At 68.3% G+C, this 17,479-nt stretch carries 17 protein-coding genes; 14 read left to right on the top strand and 3 right to left on the bottom strand.

Annotated features, from left to right (window positions below; genetic code table 11):
• The 13 genes from ABL840_RS13470 (at position 1) to ABL840_RS13410 (ending at position 13,786) form a co-directional block, all read left to right on the top strand.
• Complete coding sequence (locus ABL840_RS13470) at positions 1 to 2,799, top strand: nitrate reductase (RefSeq protein WP_093300660.1); 2,799 nt, start codon at positions 1 to 3, stop codon at positions 2,797 to 2,799.
• Positions 2,800 to 2,861: 62 nt separating this feature from the next.
• The gene (gene ybiB, locus ABL840_RS13465; protein ID WP_093300662.1) at positions 2,862 to 3,773 is read left to right on the top strand and encodes a DNA-binding protein YbiB; all 912 of its coding nucleotides are present in this window, start codon (positions 2,862 to 2,864) and stop codon (positions 3,771 to 3,773) included.
• Positions 3,770 to 4,579, top strand: a complete 810-nt coding sequence (gene cobA / locus ABL840_RS13460; protein ID WP_093204754.1) for a uroporphyrinogen-III C-methyltransferase — start codon at positions 3,770 to 3,772, stop codon at positions 4,577 to 4,579. Before ybiB ends, cobA begins: the two co-directional genes overlap by 4 nt.
• A gap of 95 nt (positions 4,580 to 4,674) precedes the next feature.
• On the top strand, positions 4,675 to 5,796 hold the full coding sequence (locus tag ABL840_RS13455) for an ABC transporter ATP-binding protein (RefSeq protein WP_093300663.1): 1,122 nt from the start codon (positions 4,675 to 4,677) through the stop codon (positions 5,794 to 5,796).
• Between the two features lie 70 nt (positions 5,797 to 5,866).
• Positions 5,867 to 7,135 carry an ABC transporter substrate-binding protein gene (locus ABL840_RS13450; RefSeq protein WP_093204748.1) on the top strand — a complete coding sequence of 423 codons (1,269 nt, stop codon included), beginning with the start codon at positions 5,867 to 5,869 and terminating at the stop codon, positions 7,133 to 7,135.
• A gap of 152 nt (positions 7,136 to 7,287) precedes the next feature.
• Positions 7,288 to 8,205, top strand: coding sequence for an ABC transporter permease (locus ABL840_RS13445; protein ID WP_093300665.1), 918 nt, complete (start codon positions 7,288 to 7,290; stop codon positions 8,203 to 8,205).
• Position 8,206: 1 nt separating this feature from the next.
• Complete coding sequence (locus ABL840_RS13440) at positions 8,207 to 9,097, top strand: ABC transporter permease (RefSeq protein ID WP_093300666.1); 891 nt, start codon at positions 8,207 to 8,209, stop codon at positions 9,095 to 9,097.
• Positions 9,098 to 9,159: 62 nt separating this feature from the next.
• Positions 9,160 to 10,284 carry a sterol desaturase family protein gene (locus tag ABL840_RS13435; protein ID WP_093204740.1) on the top strand — a complete coding sequence of 375 codons (1,125 nt, stop codon included), beginning with the start codon at positions 9,160 to 9,162 and terminating at the stop codon, positions 10,282 to 10,284.
• Positions 10,284 to 11,072, top strand: coding sequence for a YaeF family permuted papain-like enzyme (locus tag ABL840_RS13430; protein WP_093300668.1), 789 nt, complete (start codon positions 10,284 to 10,286; stop codon positions 11,070 to 11,072). Before ABL840_RS13435 ends, ABL840_RS13430 begins: the two co-directional genes overlap by 1 nt.
• On the top strand, positions 11,069 to 12,313 hold the full coding sequence (locus tag ABL840_RS13425) for an NAD(P)/FAD-dependent oxidoreductase (protein WP_093300669.1): 1,245 nt from the start codon (positions 11,069 to 11,071) through the stop codon (positions 12,311 to 12,313). Before ABL840_RS13430 ends, ABL840_RS13425 begins: the two co-directional genes overlap by 4 nt.
• Before the next feature lie 228 nt (positions 12,314 to 12,541).
• On the top strand, positions 12,542 to 12,754 hold the full coding sequence (rpsU, locus tag ABL840_RS13420) for a 30S ribosomal protein S21 (protein ID WP_007833691.1): 213 nt from the start codon (positions 12,542 to 12,544) through the stop codon (positions 12,752 to 12,754).
• A gap of 109 nt (positions 12,755 to 12,863) precedes the next feature.
• Positions 12,864 to 13,313: a GatB/YqeY domain-containing protein gene (locus tag ABL840_RS13415; RefSeq protein ID WP_093300671.1), complete on the top strand. Its 450-nt coding sequence runs from the start codon at positions 12,864 to 12,866 to the stop codon at positions 13,311 to 13,313.
• Positions 13,314 to 13,315: 2 nt separating this feature from the next.
• Complete coding sequence (locus tag ABL840_RS13410; protein WP_093300672.1) at positions 13,316 to 13,786, top strand: NUDIX domain-containing protein; 471 nt, start codon at positions 13,316 to 13,318, stop codon at positions 13,784 to 13,786.
• Positions 13,787 to 13,799: 13 nt separating this feature from the next.
• On the opposite strand, the gene ABL840_RS13405 is transcribed toward ABL840_RS13410, so the two are convergent.
• Positions 13,800 to 14,555, bottom strand: a complete 756-nt coding sequence (locus ABL840_RS13405) for a sulfite exporter TauE/SafE family protein (RefSeq protein WP_176947448.1) — start codon at positions 14,553 to 14,555, stop codon at positions 13,800 to 13,802.
• A gap of 109 nt (positions 14,556 to 14,664) precedes the next feature.
• Between ABL840_RS13405 and ABL840_RS13400 the strand changes: the two genes are divergently transcribed.
• On the top strand, positions 14,665 to 15,576 hold the full coding sequence (locus tag ABL840_RS13400; RefSeq protein ID WP_093300675.1) for a LysR family transcriptional regulator: 912 nt from the start codon (positions 14,665 to 14,667) through the stop codon (positions 15,574 to 15,576).
• On the opposite strand, the gene ABL840_RS13395 is transcribed toward ABL840_RS13400, so the two are convergent.
• Entirely contained in the window at positions 15,560 to 16,558 is a 999-nt protein-coding gene (locus ABL840_RS13395) for an SDR family oxidoreductase (protein ID WP_093301184.1), read from the bottom strand. The genes ABL840_RS13400 and ABL840_RS13395 overlap by 17 nt on opposite strands.
• Positions 16,555 to 17,457 carry a bile acid:sodium symporter family protein gene (locus tag ABL840_RS13390; protein ID WP_093204723.1) on the bottom strand — a complete coding sequence of 301 codons (903 nt, stop codon included), beginning with the start codon at positions 17,455 to 17,457 and terminating at the stop codon, positions 16,555 to 16,557. The genes ABL840_RS13395 and ABL840_RS13390 overlap by 4 nt, the downstream gene beginning before the upstream one ends.
• Positions 17,458 to 17,479: the final 22 nt, after the last annotated feature.

Raw genomic sequence — 17,479 nt, 5'->3', positions numbered from 1 at the left:
ATGACGCGGGAGACCCGGTCCACCTGCCCGTACTGCGGCGTCGGCTGCGGGGTGATCATCGAGTCGACCGGCGACGAGATCACCGGCGTGCGCGGCGACCCGGAGCACCCGGCGAACTTCGGGCGGCTTTGCACCAAGGGCTCGACGCTGCATCTCACGGCCAGCGCCACGGTCACGCGGCAGACGCGCCTGCTGCAGCCCATGCAGCGCCTCGCGCGCGGCGAAGCGCCCGCGGCCGTCGCCTGGGACACCGCGCTGGACAACGCCGCCGGCAAGTTCGCGCAGGTGATCCGCGACCACGGCCCGGACTCGGTCGGCTTCTACGTGTCGGGCCAGCTGCTGACCGAGGACTACTACGTCTTCAACAAGCTCGCCAAGGGCCTGATCGGCACCAACAACATCGACACCAACTCGCGCCTGTGCATGAGCAGCGCCGTGGCCGGCTACAAGCAGACGCTGGGCGCCGATGCGCCGCCGGCCTGCTACGACGACCTGAAGGACGCGCAGTGCCTCTTCATCGTTGGCAGCAACACGGCCTGGGCGCACCCGATTCTCTTCCGCCGCATCGAGGACGCGAAGGCCGCGAACCCGGCGCTGAAGATCGTGGTGGCGGATCCGCGCCGCACCGACACGGTGGAGATCGCCGACCTGTTCCTGCCCATCCAGCCCGGCACCGACGTGATGCTGTTCAACGGCATGCTGCACCTGATGCTGTGGGAAGGCTGGATCGACGCGAAGTACATCGCGTCGCACACCAATGGCTTCGACGCGCTGAAGGCCACGGTGCGCGAGTGCACGCCGGAGAAGGTGGCGCAGGTCTGCGGCATCCCGAAGGAAGACCTGCTCGAGGCAGCGCGGCTCTTCGCCACCTCGCCAGCCACGCTGAGCCTGTACTGCCAGGGCCTGAACCAGTCATCCAGCGGCACGGCGAAGAACGCCGCGCTCATCAACCTGCACCTGGCGACCGCGCAGATCGGCAAGCCCGGCGCCGGACCCTTCTCGCTGACCGGCCAGCCCAATGCGATGGGCGGGCGCGAGGTGGGCGGCCTCGCCAACCTGCTGAGCGCGCACCGCGACCTGGCCAACCCCGATCACCGCGCCGAAGTGGCCGCGCTGTGGGGCGTGCCCACGGTGCCTGAGAAACCGGGCAAGACGGCGGTTGAGATGTTCCAGGCCGCGGCCGACGGCGAGATCCGTGCGCTGTGGATCGCCTGCACCAACCCGGCGCAGTCGATGCCCGACCAGGCCACGGTGCGGCGTGCGCTGGAGCGCGCCGAGTTCGTGGTGGTGCAGGAGGCTTTCTCCACCACCGCCACCTGCGCCTTCGCCGACCTGCTGCTGCCCGCAACCACCTGGGGCGAGAAGGAAGGCACCGTGACCAACAGCGAGCGCCGCATCTCGCGCGTGCGCCCGGCCGTGCCGGCGCCGGGCGATGCGCGCAACGACTGGTCGATCGCGGTGGCCTTCGCTCACCGGCTCGAGCGGCAGCTGGGCCGCACTTTCACGCTGTTTCCCTACGAGACGGCCGAATCGGTCTGGAACGAGCACCGCGAATCCACGCGCGGCCGAGACCTCGACATCACCGGCATGAGCTACGCGATGCTGGAGACCGCAGGCCCGCAGCAATGGCCGCTGAAGGAAGGCGAAAGCACCGGCCGCGTGCGCCTGTACGAGGACGGCGTTTTCCCCACGCCCGACGGCCGCGCCCGCTTCGTCGACACCGCCTACAAGCCGGTGGCCGAGGCGCGCGAGGCCCGCTACCCCTTCTCGCTGAACACCGGCCGCCTGCGCGACCAGTGGCACGGCATGAGCCGCACCGGCACGGCCGGGCGCCTGTTCGGCCACGTGCCCGAGCCCGTGGTGCAGATGAACGCACAGGACATGGCACGCCGCCAGATCGGCGAAGGCGACCTGGTGCACCTGACCTCTAAGCGGGGCTCGATCATGCTGCCCGCGCGCGCCAGCGCCGAGGTGGGGCTGAGCCAGGCCTTCGTCGCCATGCACTGGGGCGAGGAGTACCTGAGCGGCTGCTCGTCGAACGGCACGCGGCTGGCGGGCATCAACGCGCTGACCACGCCGGCCTTCTGCCCCACGTCGAAGCAGCCGGAGCTGAAGCACACGCCGGTGAAAGTCCTCAAGGCCGAGCTGCCGTGGTCGCTGCTGGCCATGGCCTGGCTTCCCGCCGCCGAGGCGCTGGCCGCGCACCGCGCGCTGCAGCCGATGATGGCGCTGTTTCCGTTTGCGACCTGCGTGCCGTTTTCCGGCAACACGCAGGGCACCGAGCGCACCGGCATCCTCTTTCGTGCCGCCGCGCACGACGCACCCGACGACGCGCTGGTCGAGAAGATCGAGACGCTGCTCGGCCTGCAGGCCGCCGACGCGCTGCGCTACGCCGACCGCCGCCGCGGCCAGCGCCGGACGGCCCGGCTGGTGCGCCGTGCCGACGGCAGCGCAGGCCTCGAAGCCTTCCTGCTGGGCGGCGACACCAGCGCCGAGGCGTGGATCGCCACCCTGCTGCGCGAGGAACTACCCGCCCAGAGCTACGGCCGCCTGCTGCTGTCGCCGGGCTCGAAGGCGCCGGTGGCAGTGCAGTCGCGCGGCAAGACGGTGTGCACCTGCTTCAACGTGGCGGATGTGGCGATCCAGACCGAACTGGCCCGCTGCACCGGCAACGCCGACGAGCGGCTGGCGAAGCTGCAGGGGGCGCTGAAGTGCGGCACCAACTGCGGCTCGTGCATTCCCGAGCTCAAGCGCATGGTGCGGGCGACGCCCGCCGAAGCGCTGGCGGAGGCCCCGTGACTGCGCTGGGCATAAGCCGAATGACGTTTCGGCATAAGCGTTGCAGGACAATCCGCCTACCCATGGGAATCAGCCAATACATCAAGGAAATCGGCCGCGGCGCGCGAGGCGCCAAGCCGCTCACGCGCGAACAGGCCACCGACCTGTTCGGCCAGGTGCTGGACGGCACCGTGACCGACCTCGAGATCGGCGGCTTCTGCCTGGCCATGCGCATCAAGGGCGAGACGCCCGAGGAGATGGCCGGCTTCCTCGATGCCACCCATGCGCGGTTGAACCTCATTCCCGCCGGCGAACGCGCGCTGGTCGTTCTGCCGAGCTACAACGGCGCGCGCAAGCTGCCTGTGCTCACGCCGCTGCTGGCGCTGCTGCTGGCGCGCGAGGGCCTGCCGGTGCTGGTGCACGGCAGCGCGAGCGAAACCTCGCGCGTGCTGGCGTCGAACGTGCTGACGGCCCTGGGCCATGCGCCGATGACGGCCATCCGCCCCGTCGCCAGCGGCGAGGTGACCTTCGCGCCCACCGAACTCCTGAACCCCGCGCTCAAGCGCCTGCTCGACGTGCGCCGCGTGGTCGGCCTGCGCAACCCCGGCCACAGCGTGGTGAAGCTGATGCAGCCCACCGCCGGCCCCTGCGTGGTGGTGGCCAGTTACACGCACCCCGAATACGCCCGCGTCATGGGCGAGACCTTCGAGCTCACGGGCATGACCGCCCTGCTCTCGCGCGGCCTCGAGGGCGAAGTGGTGTCGGACCCGCGCCGCACCGCGCAGATCGACGGCTTCGTGCGCGGCGTGCGCACCGAGCTGCAGTCGCAGCAAGCCGGCACCGCCTCGGAGGTGCCGGGGCTGCCCAAGGAAATCGACGTTGCAACCACCGCCGACTACACGCGACGCGTGCTGGCCGGCGAGCTTCCCGTGCCGGAGGCCATCGCGACGCAGGTCAGGCACATCACGCAACTGGCATTGGCATCCCACGCATGAACAACGACAACCCCACCTCCCTCATCGCCGGCCGCTGCACGCTGGTGGGCGCAGGCCCCGGCGACCCGGAACTGCTGACCATCAAGGCCGTGAAGGCGATCCAGGCCGCAACGGTGCTGCTGGTCGACGACCTCGTGAACGACCAGATCGTGCAGGCCTACGCCCGCCCCGGCGCGCGCATCGTGCACGTGGGCAAGCGTGGCGGCTGCAAGAGCACGCCGCAGGCCTTCATCGAGCGGCTGATGATCACCGCCGTGCGCGAAGGCGAGACGGTGGTGCGCCTCAAGGGCGGTGACCCGTTCATCTTCGGCCGCGGCGGCGAGGAGGTGGAGCACCTGCGCGAAGCCGGCATCGAATGCGCCGTGGTCAACGGCATCACCGCCGGCCTCGCTGCCGTGACCGCGCTGGGCGTTCCGCTCACGCACCGCGACCACGCGCAGGGCGTGGTCTTCGTCACCGGCCATGCCAAGACCGGCGCCGGTGCCGCCGAAGACCCGACCGACTGGCGCGCGCTGGCCGCGACCGCGTACAACGCGCGGCTCACGCTGGTGATCTACATGGGCGTGTCGGGCGTATCGCACATCGAGCGCGAACTGCTGCACGGCCTGCCGGCCGACACGCCGGTGGCGGTCATCCAGCATGCGAGCCTGCCGCACCAGAAGCACATCGCGACCACGCTCGGCAAGCTGCAGGACGGCATCGCCGAAGCAGGCCTGGCAAGCCCGGCGGTGATCGTGGTGGGCGACGTGCTGCGCGGGCTGGCCGCGGCGGCGCTGCCGGTGGGCGCGGAAAAGTTCGGCACCTGACGGGTTCCTGACCGGGGCGGCGCCGGCGCCGCGCCCCGAACCGTCGTTCATGCCACGGTCCCCGGCGTGGCATGGATCGTGCTGCGCCGACGGCAATGAATGTCGTCGCCACGCCTGAACCCGCCGCGGTAGAAATCGTCGCCCTCACCAAGCGCTACGCGCCGGACACCCCGGCCGCCGTCGACCGGATCGACCTGCGCATCGCCAGCGGCAGCTACTGCTGCCTGCTCGGGCCCTCGGGCTGCGGCAAGAGCACCACCCTGCGGATGATCGCGGGGCATGAGTCGGTCAGCAGCGGCGACATCCTGCTGGACAACCGCAACATCACCAACCTGCCAGCCGCCGCACGCGGCACGGCGATGATGTTCCAGAGCTTCGCGCTCTTTCCCCACCTTTCGGCCACCGACAACGTGGCCTTCAGCCTCAAGATGAAAGGCGTCGGCAAGGCCGAGCGCCACCGGCGCGCCAACGAACTACTCGCCCGCGTCGCGATGGGCCACCTGGCCGAACGCAAGCCCGGCGAACTCTCCGGCGGCCAGCAGCAGCGCGTGGCGCTGGCGCGCGCGCTCATCACCGAACCCCGGGTGCTGCTGCTGGACGAGCCTCTCTCGGCGCTGGACCCCTTCCTGCGCATCCAGATGCGCGCCGAGCTGCGCCGTTGGCAGAAGGAGCTGGGCCTGACCTTCATCCACGTCACGCATTCGCAGGAGGAAGCGATGGCGCTGGCAGACACGATGGTGGTCATGAACCACGGCGTGATCGAGCAGGTCGGCTCGCCGCATGCGGTCTACAACCACCCGGCGAGCGAATTCGTGGCGCGCTTCATGGGCGGCCACAACGTGTTCGACACGCCGGGCGGCCCGATCGCGGTGCGCAACGATCGCATGCGGATCGCCGCGGCTTCGGAAAACAACGCTGGCAGCGCGGCCCTCGCCGCGACCGTCACCGACGTCGAATACCAGGGCACCTACGTGCTGCTCGGCCTCGCGCTCGACGGCGCCGCCGCCGGGCGCCAGAGCGTGTCGGTGCTGCTGGGCGAAGCCGCTTTCCTCGCTCGCCCCTATGCACACGGCGAAGCGGTGCGCCTCTCGTGGGCCGAAGCCGACGCGCGCGTGCTCGGCCCCGGCGTCAAGCCGCCGGGCGAGCGGGCGTCGGCGCCCAGCGGTACCGGGGCCGCCCAGCGCGACGACACCGCCGCGCTCGCCATGACCTTGTGAGCGCATCGGCAACCAGTTTCTTGTTTTCTCACGTTCGTTTCTTTCCACCTTTTTCTCTGGAGACTCAGCAATGACCGAACCCATCGACTCGTTCAACGGCGTCAAGCGCCGCACGTTGCTGCAAGGCACCGCCGGCATTCTGGCCACAGGCATCGCGCCCTTCGTGCACGCACAGGAAAAGATCGTGCTGCGCTACCTCGGCACCGCGGTGAACCAGGACAAGGCGATTGCCGAGAAGTTCAAGGCCGACACCGGCATCGAGATCCAGTACGTGGCCGTGACCACCGACGACGTGACCAAGCGCGCCGTCACCGCGCCCAACAGCTTCGACCTGATCGACACCGAGTTCTTCTCGCTCAAGAAGATCGTGCCGACCGGCAACCTGAAGGGCATCGACACCAAGCGCGTGAAGAACGCCGACAAGATCACCTCGCTTTTCACCAAGGGCGAAGTGGCAGGCAAGAAAGTCGGCAGCCAGGGCACGGCACCCGTCAAGGTGATCTACCTCGAAGGCGAGAAGAGCAAGGTTTTCGCCAAGGCGGCCACGCAGTACATGTCGCTGATCCCGACCACCTACAACGCCGACACGCTGGGCATCCGCCCCGACCTCATCAAGCGTCCCATCGGCTCGTGGGCCGAGCTGCTGAACCCCGAGTTCAAGGGCAAGGCCGCGATCCTGAACATTCCCTCGATCGGCATCATGGACGCCGCGATGGTGGTGGAGGCCAAGGGCCTGCACAAGTACGCCGACAAGGGCAACATGACCAAGGCCGAAATCGACCTGACCATCAAGGCGCTGATCGAGGCCAAGAAGGCGGGCCAGTTCCGCGCGCTGTGGAAGGACTTCAACGAATCGGTGAACCTGATGTCCTCGGGCGAGGTGGTGATCCAGTCGATGTGGTCGCCCGCGGTCACGGCCGTGCGAAGCAAGGGCATCGACTGCACCTTCCAGCCGCTCAAGGAAGGCTATCGCGCCTGGGCCTCGGGCTTCGGGCTGCCGGCCACGCTCTCGGGCAAGAAGCTCGACGGCGCCTACGAGTTCATCAACTGGTTCCTCGACGGCTGGGCCGGCGCCTACCTCAACCGCCAGGGCTACTACAGCGCCGTGCTCGACACCGCCAAGACCAAGATGGAAGCCTACGAGTGGGCCTACTGGATGGAAGGCAAGCCCGCCTCCCAGGACATCAAGAGCCCGCAGGGCGACGTGATCGCCAAGGCCGGCTCGGTACGCGACGGCGGCAGCTACGAACAGCGCATGGGCGGCATCGCGTGCTGGAACGCGGTGATGGACGAGAACGAGTACATGGTGAGGAAATGGAACGAGTTCGTGGCTGCGTAAGAAGGCTCGCCCCCAGGCTTCGCGCACTGCGTGTCGCTTCTCCCTCCCCCTGACCGGGGGCGACACCTGCGGCCCGGCAAAGCCGGTTCCGCGGTGTCCCACGAACAGGCATCGCTTCGCTCGCCCTTGGACACAGTCTTTCGCTTTCATCCATGAGTACACCCGTCGTGTCCAGCCATGCCGCCGCTGCCCCGGTTCATGCCGTGAAGGCCTGGTGGCAGGCGGCACCGTTCGCGCTGGTGTTCCTGCTGTTCTTCCTGATTCCGCTGGCGCTGGTCGCGATGGTCAGCCTGTGGAATTTCAACGAGTACGAGCTGATACCTGCCGTCACGCTGCGCAACTACCTCAGCCTGTTCGAAGGCTGCTCGAGGCTCACCGACAACGGCGACCTCTGCGTGACGCTGAACACCTACCTGAGCACCTTCAAGTTCTGCCTGCTGGTGTGGGGCATCACGCTGTTGATCGGCTTTTCGGTCGCGTACTTCCTGGCCTTCCACGTGCGCTCCTCGACCATGCAGACGGTGCTGTTCGTGCTGTGCACGGTGCCCTTCTGGACCTCCAACGTGATCCGCATGATCTCGTGGGTGCCGCTGCTGGGACGCAACGGGCTGGTCAACCAGGCGCTGATGGGCATCGGCCTGGTCGATCAGCCGCTGGAGTGGCTGCTGTTCTCCGACTTCTCGGTGGTGCTGGCCTTCGTGCACCTGTACACGATGTTCATGATCGTGCCGATCTTCAACAGCATGATGCGCATCGACCGCTCGCTGCTCGAGGCGGCCAGCGACGCCGGCGCCTCGGGCTGGCAGACGCTGTGGAACGTGGTGGTGCCGCTGTCGCGCACCGGCATCCTCATCGGCTCCATCTTCGTCATCACCATCGTTATGGGCGACTTCGTCACCATCGGCGTGATGGGCGGGCAGCAGATCGCCTCCATCGGCAAGATCATCCAGGTGCAGACCTCGTACCTGCAGTTCCCGCTGGCGGCGGCCAACGCCATGATTCTGCTGGCCGTGGTGCTGATGATCATCTGGGGGCTGACCCGGATGGTCGACATCCGCAAGGAGCTCTGAGATGCAGACACACATCGGCGCGCAGCGCGCGCCCGGATTCTGGCCGCTGGCCACCGTGTTCGGGCTCTTCGTGCTGTTCCTGTACGGCCCGATGATCACGATCTTCGTGCTGAGTTTCCAGGGGCCCGAGGGCGGGCTGACCTTTCCTCTGCGCGGGCTGTCGCTGCACTGGTTCCACAAGCTGGCCGAGGGCCTGGGCACGGTCGACATCGGCGCGGCCTTCAGGCGCTCGCTGGTGCTGGGCGCGGTGGTGATGGCGTTCACCGTGGTGCTGTCGGTGCTCGCCGGGCTCGCGTTCCGCAAGAAGCTCGCGGGCAGCAACGCCCTGTTCTTCGTGACGGTCGCCAGCCTCATCATGCCGTCGATCATCATCTCGCTGGGCATCGGCCTGCAGTTCCGGCTGATCGACACCGGCATCAAGAGCGTGCTGACGGCGATGGACGCCGCCGCGCTGCTCGAAGGCTACGGCACCGCGCTCGGCCTCTTCAGCTCCGCGCTGGGCGCGCACCTGACGTGGACGCTGCCCTTCGGCCTGCTCATCATGTTCGCGGTGTTCAACCGCTTCAATCCCGCCTACGAGGAGGCCGCGCGCGACCTGGGCGCCACGCCCTGGCAGACATTCCGCTTCGTGGTGCTGCCGCTGATCGGGCCCTCGATCGTGGGCATCGGCATGTTCGGCTTCACGCTGTCGTGGGACGAGATCGCCCGCACCTCGCAGGCCATCGGTGACGTGAACACGCTGCCGCTCGAGCTGCAGGGGCTGACCTCGACGGTAACCACGCCTTCGATCTATGCACTTGGTACCGTGACCACCGTGGTGTCGCTGCTGGTCATGGGCGTGGCGCTGGGCGCTGCCGCGCTGCTGCGGCGGCGCTCCATCCGCAGAAAGTGAGCGTTTTCCGGCAGCCCCTCTAAAATCGCGCCCCGACAAAAACACAAGCGAGAGAGGCGGAAATGCTCGAGAAACTCAACGAATTCACGGAAAGCCACGGCGAACTGCGCCGCGGCAAGGGGCTGGTCACCGGGACCATCGCGCTGAGCCTTGCCATCCTGTGCTTTCTGGGCGTGCTGGCCTTCCACTTCCCGCAGTACCTCACGACGCCGGAGCTGCGCAAGAGCTACAACGTCGACGTGATGCGCGTCATCCTGCTCACGGCGCTGGTCATCTCGGGCGGGCTTTCCCTGGTCAACATCATCTTCAACCGCTCGCGCTGGCTGTCTTCGGCCGCGTTCCTGCTGGTGGCGGCCTCGGCGCTGCTGGGCGGGCACAAGGTGCCGGTGCACGACTTCGCGGACAACACGCCCTACATCGGGCTCGACTGGTTCATCCTCGACCTGCTGGGCTCCTCGCTGATCTTCATCTTCATCGAGAAGCTGTTCGCGCTGCGAAAGGACCAGCCGGTATTCCGCGAGGAGTGGCAGACCGACTTCCACCACTTCGTGGTGAACCACATGATCGTGGGCTTCGTGCTGCTGGCGACCAACCTGATGGTGCACAAGCTCTTCGGCTGGGCGGCCAACGACGGCATCCGCGGCTGGGTGGGCAACCTGCCGTTCTGGGCGGGGCTGCTGCTCATCATTCTGGTGGCCGACCTGGTGCAGTACTGGACGCACCGCGCCTACCACGAGGTGCCCGTGCTGTGGCGCCTGCACGCGGTGCACCACAGCGTGAAGAGCATGGACTGGATGGCGGGCTCGCGCCAGCACATCCTGGAGCTGCTGATCACGCGCACGCTGGTGCTGGCTCCCATCTACGTGCTGGGCTTCAGCAAGGACGTGATCGACGCCTACATCGTGGTGGTGGGCTTCCAGGCGGTGTTCAACCACTGCAACGTGAGCGTGCGGCTCGGCCCGCTGCGCTACCTGATCGTGACGCCCAACTTCCACCACTGGCACCACAGCCAGGACCAGGAAGCACTGGACAAGAACTACGCGGCGCACTACGCCTTCCTCGACTACATCTTCGGCACGGCCGTGAAGAGCACCAAGCTCTGGCCCGAGAAGTACGGCGTGCTGGGCGACTACGTGCCCAACGGCTTCTTCAAGCAGCTGAAGTTCCCGTTCGTCTGGAAGGGCTGATGCGAATTCCTTTCCGGGCCGCCGCGGCCATCGTCGCCGCGGGCGCCGCCCTGCTGCTTTCCGCCTGCGCCACCCGCCTCGACCTGCCGACCAAGGACAACGGCCTGCGCCTGCGCGTGCAGAGTTCGGTGATCGCACCGGGCAACGGCGGCGAGCTCATCGCCGCCGACGCGCTGGCGCCGGGCGACATCCTGCTGACCTCGATCGCCACGGTGAACTCCTTCGGCATCCGGCTGGGCACCTTCTCGCCGGTGAGCCACGCGGTGCTGTACCTGGGCGACGGCCAGATCGCCGAGGCCGTCGGCACCGGCGTGCGCGCGCGGCCGCTCGCCGAAGTGGTCGACGAGGAGCAGATGGTCGTGGCATTCCGCGTGCCGGGCGTGGACGACGCCGGCGCCGCCCGCATGCGCGAGTGGGCGATGTCGCAGGTCGGCACCAGCTACAACACCGTGGGCGTGCTGCTGAACGCGCCCTTCGTGCTGAACCGCCGCCTGTGCGAGTTGCCGCTGATGCCCACCGCCGTCAGCCACTACTGCATGAGCGGCATGGCCATGGTGCAGCTGGGCGCGAGCCGCGACGACCAGTTCTTCTGCTCGCAGTTCGTGCTGGAGGCCTACAGGCAGGCAGGTCTGCCGATCACCAATGCCGACCCGCGCTGGGTGAGCCCGGCCGACCTGCTCCACATGCGCGAGGGCGACGTGCCCTCCATCGCCGCCACGCAGCCGCTGCGCTACGTCGGGCATCTGAAATACAACCCGCCGCCGATCCTGGCGGCCGACGGCCCTTGAGCGCGGCTGGCTCTTCTTCGTCGCGCTTCGACGTCGTCGTGATCGGCGCCGGGGCCGCCGGGCTCTTCTGCGCCGGCGTGGCGGGCCAGCGCGGGTTGAAGGTGCTGCTGGTGGACCACAGCGAGAAGGTGGGCGAGAAGATCCGCATCTCGGGCGGCGGACGCGCCAACTTCACGAACCGCGACCTGGACGTGCGCGCGCCGCAGCGGCACTTCATCGGCGACAACCCGAATTTCTGCCGCTCGGCGCTGTCGCGTTATGCGCCGCAACAGTTCATCGAGCTGGTGCAGAAGCACGGGATCGCCTTCCACGAGAAGCACAAGGGGCAGCTTTTCTGCGACGGCTCCTCGCAGCAGATCGTCGACATGCTGCTGGCCGAGTGCGCGGCGGGCGGGGTCGAGCGCTGGCAGCCGTGCAAGGTCGGGAGCATCGCTTTTTCCGCCTCCAATGCAGACGGAACGGGCGCAGGCAGCTATCGAATCGAGAGCAGCCGGGGGCCGGTCGAAACGCCAAAGATCGTGGTCGCCACCGGCGGCCTGTCGATTCCACAGATCGGCGCCAGCGACTTCGGCTACCGCATCGCCGAGCAGTTCGGCCTGCGGATGGTCGCGCCCCGCCCCGCGCTGGTGCCGCTGACCTTCGGCGGCGACGCCTGGGCGCCCTATGCCGAACTGGCCGGGCTGGCGCTGCCGGTGCGCATCGAGACCGGCGCCAAGAAGGAAAAGATGGCGTTCCTCGAAGACCTGCTCTTCACCCACCGGGGCCTGTCGGGCCCGGCGGTGCTGCAGATTTCGAGCTACTGGAAGCCCGGCGCCCCGCTGACCCTGGATTTCGCCCCCGGCGTGAACGTGGCCGAGGCATTGGGCGAGGCCAAGCTGCGGTCGAAAAAACGAATCGCCAACGAACTGGCCGCCCTGGTGCCCTCCCGGCTGGCGGACGCCTGGGTCGGACAGGACCCGGCCCTGCAGCGGCCGGTGAATGAAGCGGCCGACAAGGCGCTGGCGATACTGTCGGAGCGCATCGCCCGCTGGCAGATCGTTCCCAGCGGCACCGAGGGCTACAAGAAGGCCGAGGTAACGGCCGGCGGCGTCGACACCCGCGACCTGTCGTCCCAGACCATGGAGTCGAAGCAGCCGGGCCTGTATTTCATCGGCGAAGTGGTCGACGTGACCGGCTGGCTGGGCGGATACAACTTCCAGTGGGCCTGGGCAAGCGCACATGCGTGCGCCCAGTCCCTCTGACCTTCTCGCCCCCTTCAGAGACACCGAGGAACCGGCTTTGCCGGGCCTCAGGTGTCGCCCCCGGCGAGGGGGTTGGCGAAGCGACACGAAGTGCGCGCAGCCTGGGGGAGTGCTATACTCGCGGGCTAACTCTTGGCCTTACCTCAACGGCCGCAAAAGATTTCAGTTGAGGAACCCCGGCTTGGGGCCTCGATCTCTCCAAGCCAAATTCATTTCAACGATTCATCAATGACCACCATCCGCGTTAAAGAAAACGAGCCCTTCGACGTCGCCCTGCGCCGTTTCAAGCGCACCATCGAAAAGCTCGGCCTGCTGACCGACCTGCGTGCCCGCGAGTTCTACGAAAAGCCGACCGCCGAACGCAAGCGCAAGAAGGCAGCCGCGGTCAAGCGCCACTACAAGCGCGTGCGCAGCATGCAGCTGCCCAAGAAGCTGTACTAAGCAACGCCCCGGGCGGCAGGCCCAGACGAAAGTCAGCACCGCCGCTCCGTTGCCTCAGCCGCGCCAGGGAAACCTGCCGCGGCTTTTGTTTTTTCCGAAAGGTTGCCGAATGACTCTCAAAGCACAGATCAACGAAGACATGAAGACGGCGATGCGCGCCAAGGAATCCGAGCGCCTTGCCACCATCCGCCTGCTGCTGGCCGCCATGAAGCAGAAGGAAGTCGACGAGCGCGTGGAGCTCGACGACGCCATGGTCGTCGCCATCGTCGACAAGATGGTCAAGCAGCGCAAGGATTCCATCGCCGCCTTCACCACCGGCGGCCGCACCGACCTCGCCGACAAGGAAGCCGCCGAGATCAAGGTGCTGGAGGTCTACCTGCCCCAGCGCATGGGCGCCGATGAAGTCGCCGCCGAAGTGAAGGCCATCGTGGCCGAGCTGGGCGCCAGCGGCCCCGGCGACATGGGCAAGGTGATGGGCGTGGTCAAGACCCGCTTGGCCGGCAAGGCCGACATGGGCCAGGTCAGCGCAGCGGTCAAGGCCGCTCTGACGGGCGCCTGAGCATGAACGCCGGCAGCCCCAGCGTCACCATTCCCAAGGCCTGTGCCTGCCTGGTCGACGCCCGGGGCCGGCTGCTGGTGTTCCGCCATCCCGAGGATGGCGGCATGCAGCTCCCCAAGGGCACCATCGAGCCCGGCGAATCGCCCGACGTGGCGGTGCGCCGCGAGCTGCTCGAGGAATCGGGCATCGACTACGCCGGAGAGCTGCAGTCGCTGGGCACGCTGGACCGCGAATGCGAAGCCGGCGTCGAAGGCAACACGCACCGCCACCCGCAGCTGTGGCACCTGTTCCTGATGCGCGCCGAGGGCGCCCTGCCCGAGAGCTTCACGCACACGGCCACGGGCAGTCCCGAGGAAGAAGGCCTGGTGTTCCTGTTCAGCTGGCTCGAAGCCGGCGATCCGCTCGACGACTTCGCCCTGCCCTATCGCCAGACCATCGAGCGCGTGCGTTCGGCCCTGCTGCTCGCGGCCTGAGACGCCACCATCCTCACGCCCCGGCCGCGCGCACGGCCATGTACAAGCCCAGCAGCGCCAGCCCGATCAGGAAGCAGCGCCTGAACACCGCCACCGACAGCCTCTTGCGCAGCCAGGTCCCGAGCACCATGCCGCCGATGGCCGGCGCGAGCATCGCGACCGAGCCTCCGATCACCGACATCGGATAGCCCCCGTTCCCGGCCAGCCCGATGGCCAGCACCACCGTCGAGGTGGTGAACGAAATCCCCATCGCCTGGATCAGCGAATCGCGCTGGAAGCCCAGCGCCTGCAGGTACGGCACCGCCGGCACCGCGAACACTCCCGTCACCGCGGTGACCAGTCCGGTCACGATGCCCACCAGCGGCCCCACCCAGCGCGCCTGCGCGTCGGTCACATGCAACTGCCGCCCGGTAAGCCCCCAGACCGCATAGACGATCAGCGCCACGCCGAGCGCCACCGTCGCCCACGCCCCGGCCGGCACGCCCAGCCAGAGCGCGCCACCCAGCGTGCCGGCCACCACGCCCACCTGCATGCCGCCGATGCGCTTCAGCACCGGCATGAAGGTCGCGCGCGGCCCGGTCTGCCAGATGTTGGTGACCAGCGAAGGCACGATCAGCAGCGCCGCGGCCTGCGCCGGCGACATCCACAGCGCGAGCAGCCCCATCGACACCGTCGGCAGCCCGAGGCCGACCACGCCCTTGATCACCCCGGCCAGCAGGTAGACGGCCGTGGCGGCGGCCCAGAAGATCATCGTGTCGGTGGGTTGCATTGCTGTCATCGCGGCCGAGTCTGCCGATGAAGCCCGCGCCCTGAAATGCGGCATTCGCGCAGCCGGCCTCAGGCTGGGACTGAGGCTCCTGGTGCACACTCCGCCCACCATGCGCTTCGATCTCACAGACCTGCGGCTCTTCATCCACGTCGTCGAGGCCGGCAGCCTCACCGCCGGTGCCGGCCGCTCGCACATGACGCTGGCCTCCGCCAGCCAGCGCGTGCGCGGCATGGAAGACGCCCTCGGCAGCCCCCTGCTCACCCGCCACGCGCAGGGCGTGCGCCCCACCGAGGCCGGCCGCACGCTGCTGCACCATGCGCGCGTCGTGCTGCAGCAGATGGAGCGGCTGCGCGGCGAACTCGGCGAGTACGGCCAGGGCCTCAAGGGCCATGTGCGCTTCATGTGCGGCACCTCGGCGCTGACCGAGCACCTGCCCGAGGTGCTGAGCCGCTTTCTCGCCGAGCATCCGCGCATCTCGGTCGACCTGGAAGAGCGCCCCAGCCCCGACACGGTGGAAGCGCTGCGAGCAGGCCTGTGCGACATCGGCATCGTCTCCGACGCCATCGACAGCGAGGGCCTCGAATGCCATCCCTTCCGGCGCGACGACCTCGTGCTCGTCATGCCGCGCGGCCACGCACTGGCCGGGCGCCGCCGCCTGCGGCTGGCCGAAGTGGTCGACAGCGAATTCGTAGGCTTGCCCGCCGACAGCGCGCTGCAGCTGCTGATCACCCAGCACGTGCGCGCCCTCGGCAAGCACCTGGCCTACCGCGTGCGCGTGCGCAACTTCGAGGCCGTGTGCCGCATGGTCGAGTACGGAATCGGCGTCGGCATCGTCCCGCAGACCGCGGCCGAGCGCTGTGCCCGTTCGATGAAGATCGCGCGCGCCTCGCTCGCCGACGCCTGGGCCGAGCGCACGCTGATGGCCTGCGTGCGCTCGTCGGAAGACCTGCCGCTCAACGCCCGGCGCATGCTCGATTACCTGGTCGCGCCGCCGCCCGAGGAAGTCAGGAAGAAGCAGTGACAGGCCGACCCAGCCGCGCCCGCGCCGCCACGAAGGCATCGAAGGCCTCGCCGCTGGTCTTGCTCGGCGCATAGCCGAAGCGCTCCTTCAGCGCGGTGTTGAGCAGCACCGGCCGGTAGCGCAGAAAGTCCAGCTGCTCCGGCCCGTAGCGGCTCACGCCCAGCGCCGAGCCCACCGCCAGCGCCGTCTTCAGCACGCCGGCCGGCCAGTCGACTGCGTGCTTGCCCAGCCGCGAGGCGATCTCGTGGATGGTCAGCGCGCCGTCGCCCGCGAGGTTGTAGCAGCCGGGCGGCGCGCCACCGAGCGCATGGGCGATGGCACCTGTCACGTCCTCGTCCCACACGAACACGAAGGGACTCTCGCTGCCGCGGATCGCGATGAGCCGCTTCTTCTCGAACAGCGCCGTGATCTGGTTGTCCACCCGCTCGCCGAGGATGGTGCCGATGCGCAGCACCGTCTGCGCCAGCGCCGGATGTCGTTCGCGATAGCCGGCCAGCATCTCCTCGACCTGCCGCTTGTGGTCGGCATAGGCGAACACCACGTTGCCGCGCAACGGCTGCGACTCGGTGATCCACGCCGGGTTGCCCGCGTGGTAGCCGTAGGCCGCGCCGCTGGACGACACCACGATGTGCCGTACGCCCTTCGCCACGCAGGCTTCGAGCACGTTGCGCGTGCCTCCCACGTCCACCGAATGCTCGAAGGCACGGTTCGAGTCCTTGCCCGGCGTGACGATGGATGCGAGATGCACCACGGTGTCGACGGCATGGTCGGCAATGGCTTCTGCGATGCGCGAATCACGCACGTCCAGCTGCTGGTAGGCCACGCCCATCAGGCGTCGGTCGGGCGGCACCTCGCGCACGTCGACCGCGACCAGCGCTTCCAGCGTGCCCTGCTTCGCCAGCGCGGCGAGCAGGCCGCGCCCCAGGAAGCCGTCGGCCCCGGTCACCAGCACGCGGCGCGCGACGAGTCCTTCGCCGCTCATGGCTTCGCGGGCTTGCGGCCCCACCAGCTTGCCAGCGCAAGGCCGGCGATGATGTCCCAGAAGCCCCATACGCCGGCCACCACGGCCATGCCGCCGAGCCCGCCGAAGAAGCTGAAGATCAGCACCAGCCCGAGCCCGGCGTTGCGGATGCCCACCTCGATGGACACCGCGCGCCGGTCGTAGTCGCCAAGCCCCGAAAGCCGCGCGCATAGGTAGCCGGTGCCGAAGGCCAGCGCGTCGTGGATCACCACCGCCATCAGCACCAGCCCCACGTAGTCGAGGAAGAAGCGCCAGTTGCCCGCGATGGCGCCGAGGATGAACACGATCAGCGCGACGAAGCTCAGCACGCCCACCGGCTTCTTGATGCGCGCCGTGAGCGCCGGGAACCTGTGTGCGCAGGCCACGCCCAGCACGAAGGGAACGCCGATGATCGCCACGATATGGCCCAGCATGTCCAGCGGATCGAGCGCGATGGTCTTCAGCAGCGCCGAGGCCGTGGGATGCAGGCCGCCCCAGAACGCGAAGTTCAGCGGCATCACGACGATGGAAAGCGCGTTCGAGATCGCCGTCATCGACACCGACAGCGCCACGTTGCCGCGCGCGCGGTGCGTGAGGATCTGCGAGATGTTCCCCGGCGGGCAGCAGGCCACCAGGATCATGCCCAGCGCAATGCTCGGGCCCGGCTTGAGGATCAGCGTGAGCACGTAAGTCACGGCCGGCAGCACGATGAACTGCGCGCCTATGCCTACTGCCATGGCGCCGGGCATGCGCGCCACGCGCTTGAAGTCCTCGATGCGCGTGTCCAGCGCGATGCCGAACATCAAAAAGCCCAGCACCACGTTGAGCAGCACCAGCGAGGCCGGGTTGAAGTGCAGGCGTATCTCGTCGACGGGCAGCATGCGCGGGGCCTCCTTCTTTTCT

This window comes from Variovorax sp. NFACC27 (assembly GCF_048301545.1).
In the GTDB taxonomy this organism is placed as follows: Bacteria; Pseudomonadota; Gammaproteobacteria; order Burkholderiales; family Burkholderiaceae_C; genus Variovorax; species Variovorax gossypii.
Note: the sequence above shows the minus strand (reverse complement) of the source record. Positions and strands in the feature narration are given on the sequence as shown.

What these genes read in the sequence shown, in the direction of transcription:
- ABL840_RS13470 (WP_093300660.1), top strand. Translation starts at nt 1, where the DNA reads ATGACGCGGGAGACCCGGTCCACCTGCCCGTACTGCGGCGTCGGCTGC.
- ybiB (WP_093300662.1), top strand. Translation starts at nt 2,862, where the DNA reads ATGGGAATCAGCCAATACATCAAGGAAATCGGCCGCGGCGCGCGAGGC.
- cobA (WP_093204754.1), top strand. Translation starts at nt 3,770, where the DNA reads ATGAACAACGACAACCCCACCTCCCTCATCGCCGGCCGCTGCACGCTG.
- ABL840_RS13455 (WP_093300663.1), top strand. Translation starts at nt 4,675, where the DNA reads ATGAATGTCGTCGCCACGCCTGAACCCGCCGCGGTAGAAATCGTCGCC.
- ABL840_RS13450 (WP_093204748.1), top strand. Translation starts at nt 5,867, where the DNA reads ATGACCGAACCCATCGACTCGTTCAACGGCGTCAAGCGCCGCACGTTG.
- ABL840_RS13445 (WP_093300665.1), top strand. Translation starts at nt 7,288, where the DNA reads ATGAGTACACCCGTCGTGTCCAGCCATGCCGCCGCTGCCCCGGTTCAT.
- ABL840_RS13440 (WP_093300666.1), top strand. Translation starts at nt 8,207, where the DNA reads ATGCAGACACACATCGGCGCGCAGCGCGCGCCCGGATTCTGGCCGCTG.
- ABL840_RS13435 (WP_093204740.1), top strand. Translation starts at nt 9,160, where the DNA reads ATGCTCGAGAAACTCAACGAATTCACGGAAAGCCACGGCGAACTGCGC.
- ABL840_RS13430 (WP_093300668.1), top strand. Translation starts at nt 10,284, where the DNA reads ATGCGAATTCCTTTCCGGGCCGCCGCGGCCATCGTCGCCGCGGGCGCC.
- rpsU (WP_007833691.1), top strand. Translation starts at nt 12,542, where the DNA reads ATGACCACCATCCGCGTTAAAGAAAACGAGCCCTTCGACGTCGCCCTG.
- ABL840_RS13415 (WP_093300671.1), top strand. Translation starts at nt 12,864, where the DNA reads ATGACTCTCAAAGCACAGATCAACGAAGACATGAAGACGGCGATGCGC.
- ABL840_RS13410 (WP_093300672.1), top strand. Translation starts at nt 13,316, where the DNA reads ATGAACGCCGGCAGCCCCAGCGTCACCATTCCCAAGGCCTGTGCCTGC.
- ABL840_RS13405 (WP_176947448.1), bottom strand. Translation starts at nt 14,555, where the DNA reads ATGCAACCCACCGACACGATGATCTTCTGGGCCGCCGCCACGGCCGTC.
- ABL840_RS13400 (WP_093300675.1), top strand. Translation starts at nt 14,665, where the DNA reads ATGCGCTTCGATCTCACAGACCTGCGGCTCTTCATCCACGTCGTCGAG.
- ABL840_RS13395 (WP_093301184.1), bottom strand. Translation starts at nt 16,558, where the DNA reads ATGAGCGGCGAAGGACTCGTCGCGCGCCGCGTGCTGGTGACCGGGGCC.
- ABL840_RS13390 (WP_093204723.1), bottom strand. Translation starts at nt 17,457, where the DNA reads ATGCTGCCCGTCGACGAGATACGCCTGCACTTCAACCCGGCCTCGCTG.